The organism is Flavobacterium sp. Arc2 (genome assembly GCF_041431385.1).
In the GTDB taxonomy this organism is placed as follows: Bacteria; Bacteroidota; Bacteroidia; order Flavobacteriales; family Flavobacteriaceae; genus Flavobacterium.
Window position 1 is genome coordinate 153313 of the sequence record NZ_JASMRH010000005.1, and the last position, 12572, is coordinate 165884.

Genomic DNA, 12572 nt, shown 5'->3' on the forward strand with positions numbered 1-12572 from the left:
AGGTATTGTAAGAAAAGTATAATCGACTTTAAATATCAACTCCTTAAACTTAATAGTTTAAGGAGTTGATATTCTGTTTTTAATACTGTTCTTTTTCATTAGGGAAGTCACTCGATTTTACATCGGCAACATATTGACCAATAGCGGTCGTCATTCCTTCGTATAGATTCATGTATCTTCTTAAGAAACGGGGACTAAATTCATTGTTCATCCCTAACATATCGTGAATTACAAGCACTTGTCCGTCAACGCCACCACCGGCACCAATTCCTATTACTGGAATCGAAATACTTTTGGCAACTTTTTCAGCTAAATGTGCTGGAATTTTTTCTAAAACTAAAGCAAAACAGCCTAGTCTTTCTAATAATTGAGCATCCTCAACTAATTTGTCTGCTTCTTCTTCTTCCTTTGCGCGAACGGTATAGGTTCCGAATTTATAGATTGACTGTGGTGTTAAACCCAAATGCCCCATTACTGGAATACCTGCATTTAATATTTTTTTTATTGATTCTTTAATTTCTTTTCCACCTTCCAGTTTTACTGCATGCCCACCACTTTCTTTCATAATTCTAATTGATGAACGCAAGGCTTCCTTTGGATCTGACTGGTAACTTCCAAAAGGCAAATCAACCACTACTAGTGCTCTTTCTATTGCTCTAACAACAGAAGAGGCATGGTATATCATTTGGTCTAAAGTAATCGGTAAAGTTGTTTCATGTCCAGCCATCACATTTGAAGCAGAATCACCCACAAGAATCACATCAATACCGGCTGTATCCACAATTTTAGCCATGGTGTAATCATAAGCGGTAAGCATAGAGATTTTTTCTCCATTGGCTTTCATTTCAATCAATGATTTAGTGGTAATTCTTTTATAATCTTTTTTTGCGACAGACATAGTTATGTTTTTATGAATTGTAAAAGTAATAAAACAAATGATTAAGCAACAAAAAAATGGATTCGAGTTTCATCGAATCCATCTTTATAAAGTAACTTTTCAGGGAATTAGTTTTTCAAATCGGGAAATTCCAAATCTAGAGCAAATACTAAATTCGTTTTTTTTAATTCGCGAAGACCGATTCTGCTAGTTTTTGTCAATTTTAAAAATCAAGACTATCTTAAAATTTTGTCTAATACTGTAATATAGTTATCAATATTTTCAGTGTTGGTATTTATGGCCACACTGTTTTTATTGTAAGGGGCGTACATGTTGATATTATCACGGGAAAAAAGTCCGACTGTAGTCGCTTTTGATGCGCTGGCCAAATGCATAATTCCACTATCGGCACCAATAAACACTTCTGTATTTGCTATTAGAGCTCCTATTTCACGAACGTCTCTACTGTAAAATGTAGGTGCTTTAAAGCCTATTTGAGAAACATTTTCAACGGGAAGTACTTCAATGATATTGTAGTCTGAATATTCCGCTTTTAAGCGATCATAGAAGGGTGCCCACCATGACTCAGAGTAGCATTTATCTGCAGTTGCAAAAGTAAAGATGCAAATGGTCTTTTTGTCGTTTTGTACAATACTTTGCAGTGTTTTTTTTGCTTCAGCAAGTTCAGAATCGCTTAGCTTTAAGTCTAAATTAGGGATAGGATTGTTGTTTTCTTTAAATCCAAGCTTGGTTAGATAATGTCTGAAGTTGTAAACGGGATATTTTGCAATGTGTTCATAATCATTATGCTTTAATTGAATATCGTCAACATCATCGCCGAAAAATTTGTACTTTGAACTCACAAATTGAGCAGATAATCTTCCTGATGAAGAGTTCTCTACTACATTAATAACAATGTCGTAACTGTACTTTTTTAACGATAACCATCCTTTAACGTATTTAGTAAGATCCTTAAAAGGTTTTCTAGGCAGTTGAATTATTCGATTTATATTTGTGTAATTTTTAAATATAATGGGAGCTAATCCACCATTCACAAATAAATCTATTTCGCAATCAGGAAAGGTTGTAATGACTTCCTGTAATAGGGGAGTAATCAACAACTGATTTCCTAATCTTGGGTTTGGTCTACTAATTAAGATTTTTTTAAATTTCACTTTGGTCAAATCGACATTTTTATCAAATTGTGAACTCCCAACGTTTTTAGTAAGGCTACGCATTAATTTTCGTCTCAATACGTTAATGTCTTTTTTTAAACTCATGATTTATTTAAAATTTATTTTAATCTGTACTTTAATGCAAATTCCAGTTGTTTTACAATTTTCTTAACTGTTGTAAAACAGTTTTCAAAGAAACGATTTTTTTTTAAATCCTAAAGAAGTAAACCGACTCTTTAAGTAAAAAAGAAGAGTGCTCTGTTGCTGCTTGGTTTTTTAATGGCATGTCTTTTGTATTACTGCAGCGGATTGTATTAGAATAGTACAATTGAAAAAAAATCAAAAAAATGAAGTATTTTATCTTGCTGTTGCTGCTGTCTAGTTCTGTGTATTCTCAAGAACAGGTTTTTAATGTGCAGCGCTATTGTGTTGACGAGTTCCCTTTTAAGATAGGGGAATGTGACATTTCAGGAAACGAATATTCCTTTGTGTTCGTCGATAGAAAAAAGGATGATGTGGTATTCTTTTTTACCAATATGAAATTGAAATATAAAATCATCAAGGCTGTGGTCTATTCTCAAGATCCAAATTATACGCTTTATTCCTTAGAAAATGCAGAAGGTCATGTAGAGATGAAAATCAACAAACAGAACACTAAGATGGAATTCCTATATCCCAACAACCACATTTATTTAACGGTGGGTAAATCAACAAAGCTGTAATTGCTTTTTTAATTCGATAACTTTAGTTTATAATCGCAATTTCTTCTTTGGGTTGTTTTATTCGAACAGTTATTTTTTTGTACTCCCATTCTGTTCCATTTTTATAAGCAGAAATATCCATTTTACCATTTGCCTTGCTGCCTTTGATTCTAACTGTTATTGTTACAGCTGTATTATCATTCGTGTATTTTGTATCTCCTTCTAGAATGGCTAACTTATCAATAGGTTCGATTGCTCCAAGGACTTCTTTTACTCTTTGGTTTGCATTACCTTTTTGAATAGCTTTATTATAAAGTGAATTATCAGAATAAGCTTGAGCAAAATCAGTTACTGTGCTGTTGATGCTAGTTGTTCCAATCACAATTGCGCCAACTGTAAATAGTACGATGCAAGTTGGTAGAAACCATTTCCAATTTGTTTTCCACCACCTTGTTGTAGTAATTAATTCGTTATCCATTATTACTGATTCTGGTTTATTTGAGTAAACAAGCATTGTAATGCTAATATAACTGTTTTATTGTATTTAAAATTTAGGGCTTGAATAAGTTGAAGCGTCATGTTCATACAAAATACCCTAGCCCCGGTAGAAGCGGCATCCTTTATAACTGCCCTTTTCGGCAGGTGTAAAGATATAGCGTATAACGGGAAATAGCTCTTAAAAAAGAAACCACCCTCTTATTTTGCGATAAAAGGATGGTCTTTATATTTTAGGATAATTTAATTATTATGCAGTTGTAGGATAGTATTTTTTTCTAAACCAAAAAGCGACATTCACTAAGGCTATCAATGCTGGGACTTCGACTAACGGGCCTATGACACCGGCAAAAGCTTGTCCGCTATTAATTCCAAAGACACCTATGGCAACTGCGATTGCTAATTCGAAATTGTTTCCTGTTGCTGTAAATGCAATAGCAGTACTTTTAGAATAGTCGGCACCAAAGTATTTACCAACCATGAAGCTCAAAACAAACATCAAAGTGAAGTATATAACTAGTGGAATGGCGATTCGAACCACATCCATCGGTATCTGAACAATCAATTCTCCTTTTAAGCTAAACATAATCACAATCGTGAATAATAAAGCGATAAGGGTAATTGGGGAGATAAAAGGCACGTATTTATTCTGGAACCAGTCTTCGCCTTTTAAATAGATTAAAGTATATCGACTTATGATTCCCAATGCAAATGGAATTCCTAAATAAATACCAACACTTTCTGCGATTTGGGCAATACTGATATTGACATCAAAACCGGTATAGCCAAAATAGGGAGGAAGTACGGTGATAAAAATATACGCATAAACACTATAAAGTAATACTTGAAAAATGCTGTTTAAGGCAATTAATCCCGCTGCATATTCTCTGTCTCCGTCAGCAAGGTCGTTCCAAACTACAACCATTGCTATACAACGAGCAAGTCCTATAAGGATAACGCCAATCATGTATTCAGGATAGCCATTCAGGAAAATGAGCGCTAGGGCAAACATTAAGATTGGGCCTAGGACCCAATTCAAGAATAAGGAAGCACCTAATACTTTTGTGTTTTTAAATACTTCTCCCATTTGTTCGTATTTTACTTTTGCCAATGGTGGATACATCATCAGGATAAGTCCAATTGCCAAGGGAATATTAGTGGTTCCGCTGGAAAACGAATTGATAAAGTCTCCACTGGAAGGGAAAAAATTCCCAATGGCAACTCCTATTGCCATGGCAAGGAATATCCATAGGGTTAAATAACTATCGAGAAAGCCAAGTTTTTTTCTGTTCACTGCAGGAGCGCAATTAGTTGCAGACATATTATTTTTTTATTTGTGAGAATACGTAGAAAAGTTCCGTTGCGATTTGGATGCTCCTTTCTTTGTATTTTTCTTCTTGTTGAGGTGTGTTGTCAAATGCCTTTGGGTCTTCAAAAGTAATTGGGATTCGTTTCTCAGCACCAGCAATAAACGGGCAGCCACCATCTGCTTGTGAGCAGGTCAGTATCGCCGCAAAGGCGGATTGCGGGTTAAAACTGTCGTCATAAGTTTTAGAAAACCCAATAATAGGATGTTCATTCTCACTATACTTGATACTGTAAACGGGGTTTTTACCTTCAGAAAGGGGTTTCACCTGGAATCCTGCTTGTTCTAATGTTTTGGCTGCCATAGGGAATACTGCCGTAGCTTCTGTCCCGCCTGAATAGCAAAATACATTTTTCACATTGAAATGTGCTGCAGCTGTTTGCGCCCACACTTGAGATAAATGACTTCTCCTTGAATTGTGTGTACAAATAAAGTTAAGTCGGACTTCTTTTTCCTTACTCACTTTCTCTTGGATAAAGTCAATAAGAGGTAATAGTACCGTTTTACGTTCGGGAGAAATAGTTTCGAATTTAAAAAAACGAATTTCATTTTCTATCGAAGTGAATAGGCTGGTCTTTAATTGAGACATATAAAAAGCAGGTTTTAATTAACAACAACCTCCTCCTGGAGTACAACTGTTCGTTTGAGTTGGTATTTCAGAGAGTTTTGTTTTTTGTTTTTCCTGCGGAATTCCGCATGCGTCCTCTGCTAGGCAGGCAGTTTTTTTGTTCAATAATGTAAAATCCTTTCCGTTGAATCCTAAGTCGTATTTACCAATAGTTTCTGCTTGATACTCGACCTCTATTTCATAGTCTTCAATTCCTAAAACTTTTTCAGATAGTGTAATGATATCCAATAGTTTCTTTGGTTTTAAACGGTGCTCAAAATCGTTAGCATCCCACAACTGGAAGTTCACCACGGTTTCGTTTCTTACTTTTCCACCACAGTCAATGAAATTTTTGGTAATTAAACCTACTTCAGTGACGTGAAAATGTTCTGGAACATAAGTGCCGTTTGGCAATTGAAAAGTAACATTTTCTAAAGTGCTTAGCTGTTTTTTAATTTCTGATAACTTCATTTTTTTATAATTTAAAAATTAACAACATTGATTTTTTTTGCTTTCTAAATACGTGTTTACTTGCTGGAAAAAACCGCGTATTTTAGAGAAGCCTTCTTCGTCTAGGCAATAGCAAATAGCATTTCCTTCAAAACTTCCTTTGATGAGTCCGGCGTTTTTTAATTCCTTTAAGTGTTGCGATACGGTGGGTTGTGCCAGAGGCAATTCATTTACGATGTCTCCGCAAACACAGCTATTTACTTTTATCAGATGCTGAATGATGGCAATGCGAGCGGGATGGCCAATTGCTTTAGCTAAGATAGCTAGCTCATTTTGCTCTTCTGTAAAATGTTCTGTTTTAGTAATTCCCATCGTTATATATTTATATTGCAATATTACGATAAGTAATAGTGACAAGCAAATTTAGAGTAATTATTTTTTTACACAAAAAGAGTACTTGGAGGTGCTTTTTTTGTGTTGAAACAGTCAGGTTTTGGTCCTGTTTTAATTGATTACTGAGTACTATAACTCAAACGTGGCTTTTGGAATGGCATGGAACCCTACAGATTTTACTTTATTTTCGATATCCGTTAATGAAACTATTTGTTTAGTATGTACCGTAAATTCTCTTGGGAAAATTTCAATATTAACGATTACATCATTAATTCCCTCCAATTCTAATAGGCTATTTTTAATTTCTATTAAATCTTTTTCTTCCATAGCATTTGTTCCAAAAATTTTACCGTGATTTCCTGGGATAATATTTTGTGATAGTAAACTCATGTTTTTTGTTGTTTTAAGATTAGTATAATAAAAGCACGTGAAAACGAACTTTTTTGGCTGTTTAAAATTAGTGATTTATTAGGTATAAACTATAAAAATAAGTCTGCTATTTTTAATTGTGCATGACTGTGAAAATTGGAGTAGTTTGTAACTATTCAATTAGCAACAAATAGACTTTAAGTGTAGCAGGTTAATTATCCGTTACTATTTAAAGAAAAATAGAACAGCTGTTTTATTAAAAAATGATTAACTTAGTATATTAAATAATAATAAGTTTAAACCTTAATAAAGATGGAAAATAAAGATAATAAACCAAGCTCTAAATCTCTAAAAATGGAAGAAACAGATCAAGAAAAAAATCTTGAATCTTTAAACTATCCGCCAAGTGAAGATATCTATAATAAGGGACATAAAGAGGGTGATATAAATCCTGCTGATATCACCAAAAAGAAAATACCAGTTGAAATTAATAACGAAAGAGAATTAAACGAGAAAAGTTTTGAGGAAGATATGTCAGGTAGTGATTTAGATGTTCCTGGTTCAGAGTTAGACGATGCACAAGAAAAGATAGGAAGTGAGGACGAAGAAAATAACTATTACAGCATTGGTGGTGATAATCATAATGATTTAGATGAAGACAATGGATAATTAATTAAAAGTCAAAATAGCTTGTGGAACCTTAGTCCTTAATGTTGACTTATTACATCGACACACATAAAACTAAACGTCAGTTGCTGATACTAATGAATGTTATTGTAGGTGTACAATGCAAAAAGTACTAATAGAAAAGTGATCACAACTAAATTAATAATGATAATCACACTGCTTTTGACTAAAGAGACTACAAATTTGTGTCCGTAAAAACGACGGTGCGCTGGAAAGAAATAGTAGATCATCCAAAATATCCCTAGCGACTTTAAACTAAAGTGAGCCCATTCCATAACTTGGTTTTTTTCAAATAAAGGAAAGATTTTATCGGTATAAAATAGGGTTAGTACTAGTAAGAGTAAAAACGAAAAATAATGCAAGGTAAAGATACCACTATCATAATAATACCATTTTTTCTTGTCATGAAAAAGCCATAAAAAAAAGGCGAAAACTGGCATATACATAAACAACAAAGTTGGTAAATTATGTACAAATGAATCAGTGAACTTTTCAATAATTTGTTCGTTTGTATTTTCTTCTTTTACGGTTAGCCACTTTTTAAGAAACCAATATTCTGTGTCGCTTACTTGTGCCTTTTTACTACCATGTTTCTGAATAGAATCTAATTCGATGATGGATTTATATCCAAAATCAGCCACTTCTTTTTTAGGAACCGAAGGACTGGGCTGGTTGTGGTTTATTTTATCAATTTTATCTGTTTGCTGTAGTATTTTTTTTATGGTATCATTATTCTGCTGCGATAATATTCCAACTTTTGTTAATCCATCCACACTTTTCTCTTCTATATGTAAAGAGTCAATTGTAGGGATGATTATTTGTTCGTGTTTTATTACAGTTGTGGTTATTTCTTTTTCCGTATTATTAGGAAACAAAGAGATCATTAAAAAAGTCACAAAACTAATAAAAATATAAAGTCTTATGGGATTCAAATAAGACAAACGTTTTCCGGCCATATATGCTTTAGTTAAAGCGGCGGGTTTAAAAAACAAATTAAATATTGTTTTCCAAAACGAATTGTCATAATGTGTTAAGTCTTCAAAAAAATGAATAAAGATATGGTGAAAAGTCTTGCGACTCACGGTGTTTTCCTGTCCGCAATTTGGACAATACCGTTGATCGACAACATGATTGCAATTGAGGCAGATTTTATCTAGACGTATTTTTTCTTTTGACATGGGCAATTAGTAGGAATCAATTCCAAGTTGTAAAGTTATTAAACTTTTAAAACGTATTTTTATTAATTTCACAAGATTTAACATACTGTTATTTTTTATAAATAGTCTACCTATTCTGTCGCACATTCCTCATGAAAGTGCATTGTTGAAGGTGATGTTTTGGATCTTAAGAGATAATGCAAAAGTAGATTTTTAATCCATAAATATAATATCTTAATTTTTATCAATGTTTTATTCTAAATCGCAAGTGATATGTCTCTAGAAAAAAACACATCGAAAACTTACTTTTAGTTCTAAACTAGAGCCAAGAAGGGGTATTGCAAAGTCAAAAGAGAAGTTGGTCTTTGTGGTGCAAAAACATGATTTATCAATTTTGCATTATGATTTCCGTTTAAAAATGAACGGTGTATTGAAAATTTGGGCTGTAGCCAAAGGATTGTCGATGAATCAGTCTGATAAAAGAGTAGCGATTAGGGTAGGAGATCATGGAGCAAGTCGAAAACCTATGAAGTAGCAAAATTTAGGCATAAATATCAGTTAGTCTAAAAAGAAAAACTCATTGTTTCTCACGCCTCTAATGCGGGGCTAAAAAATCATCCTTACGATTACAATGATTTTGTGGGCGGGATCTCAAAGTAAATTATGGAGTTGGTAAAGTGATAGTATGTGATAGAGGAACGTATTGGCTGACTGGTACTCCTGAGGAAGGCTAGATAGAAAGCATTTTTATACCTGATATTGAAAAAGTGCGCTGTCTATTATTCTGAAAGGACTTAAACTGTAGGCAAATTTACATTAGTAAAACTAAGGAAACATAGGATAATGCCTGGCTTTTAATAAAAAAACGAAGGCTATCCAAGTTATAACAATGTAGTGATACAAGATAATACGGTGTTGTCACATATTATGTTAGAGGATTTTTAAAAAGAGCGGATAGAATAGTAACACATTAATTATTCTGAATCTTAAAAAATAAAGCCTGCAACAAAAAAGTAGTTTGTTGCAGGTTTTATTTTTATTATTTGGCGTTGTATTTTATAGAGTTCGCGCTTTGTACATATGAGTTTTACTTCATTTTTTTAAGGGTTAATCATTATAAACATTTGAGCCATGCTCATGAATATCTAAACCATCAATTTCTTCTTCTTTACTAACTCTTAATCCCATAGTTTTCTTTAGAATAAAAAGAACTATAAAGGAAGCAGCCATTGCCCATGCCGCTATTGAGAACACTCCGATAGCCTGAATACCTAGTTTTTCAAATCCACCACCGTAAAGTAAACCACCATCAGTAGCAAAAACACCTACTAATAAAGTACCTAAGGCGCCGCATACACCGTGTACAGAAATAGCTCCAACTGGATCGTCAATTTTTAGTTTTTTGTCAATAAATTCAATTGAGAATACAACCGTTCCACCACAAATAAGTCCGATAAAGAATGCTCCCATTGGGTTTACAACAGCACAACCAGCGGTAACACCCACAAGTCCAGCCAATACTCCGTTTAGAGTCATAGAGATATCTGGTTTTTTATACACAGCCCAAGTCAAGAACATAGCAGCCAATGCACCAGAAGCTCCTGCAAGATTTGTTGTGATAAAAATAGCAGCTACTTTCAAAGCATTGTCACCAGAAATTGCTAATTGTGACCCTGGATTAAAACCAAACCATCCAAACCATAAAATAAATACCCCTAATGCTCCTATCGTTAGATTGTGTCCAGGTATTGCGTTTACGGTTCCGTCAGCATTATATTTTCCAATTCTAGGTCCTACTAAAGCAGCAGCAACTAATGATGCCCAACCACCAACTGAGTGTACAACAGTTGAACCGGCAAAATCAGTAAAGCCCATTTGTGCTAACCATCCGCCTCCATTCCAAACCCAACTACCAGAAATTGGATAAATAACTAAAGTCATTAATAAGGAGAAGATTAAATAGGTAGTGAATTTTGTTCGTTCAGCAATAGCACCAGAAACGATGGTTGCAGCCGTTGCGGCAAATACAGTTTGAAAAAACAAACTATGCATGTCTGCAGCAGTATCAAAAAACCAACTTGGAGTTCCTATCACAGAATGTATTGATTCTCCATACATTAATGAGTATCCTATTGCCCAGAAAGCGACACTACCAATACAAAAATCCATTAAGTTTTTCATTATTATATTCCCTGTGTTCTTTGATCTGGTAAATCCAGCTTCTACAAGCGTAAAACCTGCTTGCATAAAAAACACTAAAATTCCGCAGATTAACACCCACATTAAGTCTAATACAGCATTCGTATCCATAGTATATTTTTTTATTAGTTAGTTATAGAGGTTGGTTAGTTAAGAGCGTCTGATCCCTTTTCTTTTGTTCTGATTCTATAAGTTTCTTGGATTTCAGAAACAAATATTTTTCCATCGCCAACCATTCCTGATGATGCCGCTTCTAAAATCGCATCAATCGTTTTCTCTAAAAATTGATCTGAAACGACCACGGAAATATATCTTCGTTGAATGTCTGTGGTACTATAGGTTATTCCTCTGTATACATGCCCTTCTTTTTCATTACCCACTCCAGTAACATCCCAATAGGTAAAGAAATTGACTTCGATTTTGTGTAAAGCTTCTTTAACTTCATCAAATTTTGATTTTCGAATAACAGCTTCGATTTTTTTCATTAGATAAATAATTTAGTTAATATTGATTAATTGGTTTTGGTTGTTATTTTGTTCTTGATCCAACGTTTTAAATAGCTTAAATTAATTCGTTGTTGATACTATTTTCAGTCATTGATTTTGACGAATTTATTAACTTTTCTTTAAGAGAAGAAAGATTAATAAATGTTTTTGATCCATATTTGAAAGAATTATCAATTACAAAAAATGGCTTCCTGATTTTAGTTATTCGGTATTTTTAGACTGAAATATCGAAATATTCATAATTGATATTTTTAACAACACCCCCTATTTTTTACGGGGCGTATGTTTTATTTTTATAAAATATACTATTTTAAAGCTTTTTAAAGGACAGTATATTTTTTTAAATGAGTACATTTAGTGAGTAATTTTTTAATTGTAATTTTTAGGCGTTGTGACTTCTGGTGTATTTTTAGGTGTGAAGATATCGTGTTGTTTAAATTTTAATGCAAAAAGAAACAGCCTTTAATCCTGATTAGGATAAAGGCTGTTTCTTGATTATGATTTAAAAATAGCAGTACAGGAAGTTACTAAAAGTTGAGAATTGGATTAGTGTATTTTTTCAAGTTCCAGATATTTCATACTCATTTCATCTTCAAGTTTTTCAATTTCATTCCGCCAAAAAACAATTTTATTTGCTATTGAGCTAATTTCGTCCTCGCGTTCGCCATTTGTTCTTAAAAAATGAAATTCTCGGGCATCATTTAATTCGTTTTTGGAATTGTTTAAATTGGAATGTGTGACCGTAAGTAAATTTTTAATGGATGAAAGCCGATTATTGATGGCTAGCTTTCTTTCTTTTCCAATCCTTTCCGATTCTATTTTCTCTTGTTCAGCAATAAAGTTCTTCTGATCTTCAATTTCTTTTTCCTGTATTTTATACTGATGGTTGTTGTATTCAGTTTGGTTGTTTCTCTCCTCTAATTTTAAAGTTCTACTCTCTAGTATAGTATTAAAAATTAAGGTTCCGATAATTAAAACTAACATTCCAGCAACCAGAAATAAGGGTTTTTTATTTACACGTGCAAACTTCTTAATTTCATTTTCAGATTCGTTTTTTGAAGGTGTTGGAGGGCCAACGAAACACTTAATTGGCGGGGGTATGGAAAACAATGATTTCTTTAATTCCTCCACCTCTCCTGCTTGTTTCCAATCTTCCATTCCTTCGCACCACACGGAAGCGGTTTTGGTTATTTTTTTTGCTTTTAATTCGGCAAAATTAAAAGGACCGCTAAGTATTGTTCCGTCATGTAAGTAATAGGTATTCATAGGCGTTATTTTAATGGATGCTATTAATTTTAATTTGATTCTGCGATAATCCTCCATTTTTGTTCTTACTATATTCTTTATTTTAAACAGATTAGTCAAAAAAAAAATATAGTTCTGAGTCAAAAGCAGAACCCCATTTTATTATAAAGCAAACAACATGCCTTTTGTGATACTAAATAGTAATTATGTAACTATTTTCGAAAATTCCTATTTGTGTTTTTAAAATGACATTACTCCTATTTAAGTCTCGATTGTGTGACTGAAGTTGCGCTGCTTATTTAAGCCTTTCAGTCATGATTTGAGTAATTTGACAGATTTGTAAAG

At 33.3% G+C, this 12572-nt stretch carries 15 protein-coding genes; 3 read left to right on the forward strand and 12 right to left on the reverse strand.

The annotated features are described in order from the left end of the window. Positions 1-79: 79 nt before the first annotated feature. Entirely contained in the window at positions 80-898 is an 819-nt protein-coding gene (gene panB / locus QO182_RS04890) for a 3-methyl-2-oxobutanoate hydroxymethyltransferase (RefSeq protein ID WP_371536452.1), read from the reverse strand. 215 nt (positions 899-1113) lie between these two features. After that, a complete protein-coding gene (locus QO182_RS04895; RefSeq protein WP_371560231.1) occupies positions 1114-2157 on the reverse strand; it encodes a glycosyltransferase family 9 protein in 1044 nt (347 codons plus the stop codon). A gap of 242 nt (positions 2158-2399) precedes the next feature. Here QO182_RS04895 and QO182_RS04900 point away from each other — a divergent pair, with 242 nt between their 5' ends. Continuing rightward, positions 2400-2774, forward strand: a complete 375-nt coding sequence (locus QO182_RS04900) for a hypothetical protein (protein WP_371536457.1) — start codon at positions 2400-2402, stop codon at positions 2772-2774. 22 nt (positions 2775-2796) lie between these two features. Here the strand turns inward: QO182_RS04900 and QO182_RS04905 are convergent, their stop codons facing one another. The 6 genes from QO182_RS04905 to QO182_RS04930 all read right to left on the reverse strand — a co-directional run bounded on the left by QO182_RS04905 (position 2797) and on the right by QO182_RS04930 (position 6454). Then, entirely contained in the window at positions 2797-3231 is a 435-nt protein-coding gene (locus tag QO182_RS04905; RefSeq protein WP_371560233.1) for a cytochrome c oxidase assembly factor Coa1 family protein, read from the reverse strand. A 267-nt stretch (positions 3232-3498) separates the two neighbouring features. Next, a complete protein-coding gene (gene arsB, locus QO182_RS04910; RefSeq protein WP_371560235.1) occupies positions 3499-4569 on the reverse strand; it encodes an ACR3 family arsenite efflux transporter in 1071 nt (356 codons plus the stop codon). Position 4570: 1 nt separating this feature from the next. Then, positions 4571-5203, reverse strand: a complete 633-nt coding sequence (locus QO182_RS04915; protein ID WP_371536464.1) for a low molecular weight phosphatase family protein — start codon at positions 5201-5203, stop codon at positions 4571-4573. An 18-nt stretch (positions 5204-5221) separates the two neighbouring features. Further along, complete coding sequence (locus QO182_RS04920; RefSeq protein ID WP_371536466.1) at positions 5222-5692, reverse strand: DUF6428 family protein; 471 nt, start codon at positions 5690-5692, stop codon at positions 5222-5224. Positions 5693-5710: 18 nt separating this feature from the next. Next, the gene (locus QO182_RS04925) at positions 5711-6043 is read right to left on the reverse strand and encodes an ArsR/SmtB family transcription factor (RefSeq protein WP_371536468.1); all 333 of its coding nucleotides are present in this window, start codon (positions 6041-6043) and stop codon (positions 5711-5713) included. A gap of 150 nt (positions 6044-6193) precedes the next feature. After that, positions 6194-6454, reverse strand: coding sequence for a heavy-metal-associated domain-containing protein (locus QO182_RS04930; RefSeq protein WP_371536471.1), 261 nt, complete (start codon positions 6452-6454; stop codon positions 6194-6196). Positions 6455-6787: 333 nt separating this feature from the next. Between QO182_RS04930 and QO182_RS04935 the strand changes: the two genes are divergently transcribed. Next, a complete protein-coding gene (locus QO182_RS04935; protein ID WP_371536474.1) occupies positions 6788-7102 on the forward strand; it encodes a hypothetical protein in 315 nt (104 codons plus the stop codon). A gap of 92 nt (positions 7103-7194) precedes the next feature. Here QO182_RS04935 and QO182_RS04940 read toward each other — a convergent pair whose 3' ends face one another. Next, positions 7195-8298 carry a DUF3667 domain-containing protein gene (locus QO182_RS04940; protein WP_371560237.1) on the reverse strand — a complete coding sequence of 368 codons (1104 nt, stop codon included), beginning with the start codon at positions 8296-8298 and terminating at the stop codon, positions 7195-7197. A gap of 349 nt (positions 8299-8647) precedes the next feature. Here QO182_RS04940 and QO182_RS04945 point away from each other — a divergent pair, with 349 nt between their 5' ends. Then, entirely contained in the window at positions 8648-8812 is a 165-nt protein-coding gene (locus QO182_RS04945) for a DNA polymerase ligase N-terminal domain-containing protein (RefSeq protein ID WP_371536497.1), read from the forward strand. A 572-nt stretch (positions 8813-9384) separates the two neighbouring features. On the opposite strand, the gene QO182_RS04950 is transcribed toward QO182_RS04945, so the two are convergent. From QO182_RS04950 to QO182_RS04960, 3 genes are all read right to left on the reverse strand, one after another. Then, positions 9385-10587, reverse strand: a complete 1203-nt coding sequence (locus tag QO182_RS04950) for an ammonium transporter (protein WP_371536480.1) — start codon at positions 10585-10587, stop codon at positions 9385-9387. Positions 10588-10622: 35 nt separating this feature from the next. Beyond that, on the reverse strand, positions 10623-10961 hold the full coding sequence (locus QO182_RS04955; protein WP_091086863.1) for a P-II family nitrogen regulator: 339 nt from the start codon (positions 10959-10961) through the stop codon (positions 10623-10625). A gap of 567 nt (positions 10962-11528) precedes the next feature. Continuing rightward, positions 11529-12248 (reverse strand): DUF4339 domain-containing protein, encoded by a 720-nt coding sequence (locus tag QO182_RS04960; protein ID WP_371560239.1) that lies wholly within the window; start codon positions 12246-12248, stop codon positions 11529-11531. Positions 12249-12572: the final 324 nt, after the last annotated feature.

What these genes read in the sequence shown, in the direction of transcription:
- panB (WP_371536452.1), bottom strand. Translation starts at nt 898, where the DNA reads ATGTCTGTCGCAAAAAAAGATTATAAAAGAATTACCACTAAATCATTG.
- QO182_RS04895 (WP_371560231.1), bottom strand. Translation starts at nt 2,157, where the DNA reads ATGAGTTTAAAAAAAGACATTAACGTATTGAGACGAAAATTAATGCGT.
- QO182_RS04900 (WP_371536457.1), top strand. Translation starts at nt 2,400, where the DNA reads ATGAAGTATTTTATCTTGCTGTTGCTGCTGTCTAGTTCTGTGTATTCT.
- QO182_RS04905 (WP_371560233.1), bottom strand. Translation starts at nt 3,231, where the DNA reads ATGGATAACGAATTAATTACTACAACAAGGTGGTGGAAAACAAATTGG.
- arsB (WP_371560235.1), bottom strand. Translation starts at nt 4,569, where the DNA reads ATGTCTGCAACTAATTGCGCTCCTGCAGTGAACAGAAAAAAACTTGGC.
- QO182_RS04915 (WP_371536464.1), bottom strand. Translation starts at nt 5,203, where the DNA reads ATGTCTCAATTAAAGACCAGCCTATTCACTTCGATAGAAAATGAAATT.
- QO182_RS04920 (WP_371536466.1), bottom strand. Translation starts at nt 5,692, where the DNA reads ATGAAGTTATCAGAAATTAAAAAACAGCTAAGCACTTTAGAAAATGTT.
- QO182_RS04925 (WP_371536468.1), bottom strand. Translation starts at nt 6,043, where the DNA reads ATGGGAATTACTAAAACAGAACATTTTACAGAAGAGCAAAATGAGCTA.
- QO182_RS04930 (WP_371536471.1), bottom strand. Translation starts at nt 6,454, where the DNA reads ATGAGTTTACTATCACAAAATATTATCCCAGGAAATCACGGTAAAATT.
- QO182_RS04935 (WP_371536474.1), top strand. Translation starts at nt 6,788, where the DNA reads ATGGAAGAAACAGATCAAGAAAAAAATCTTGAATCTTTAAACTATCCG.
- QO182_RS04940 (WP_371560237.1), bottom strand. Translation starts at nt 8,298, where the DNA reads ATGTCAAAAGAAAAAATACGTCTAGATAAAATCTGCCTCAATTGCAAT.
- QO182_RS04950 (WP_371536480.1), bottom strand. Translation starts at nt 10,587, where the DNA reads ATGGATACGAATGCTGTATTAGACTTAATGTGGGTGTTAATCTGCGGA.
- QO182_RS04955 (WP_091086863.1), bottom strand. Translation starts at nt 10,961, where the DNA reads ATGAAAAAAATCGAAGCTGTTATTCGAAAATCAAAATTTGATGAAGTT.
- QO182_RS04960 (WP_371560239.1), bottom strand. Translation starts at nt 12,248, where the DNA reads ATGAATACCTATTACTTACATGACGGAACAATACTTAGCGGTCCTTTT.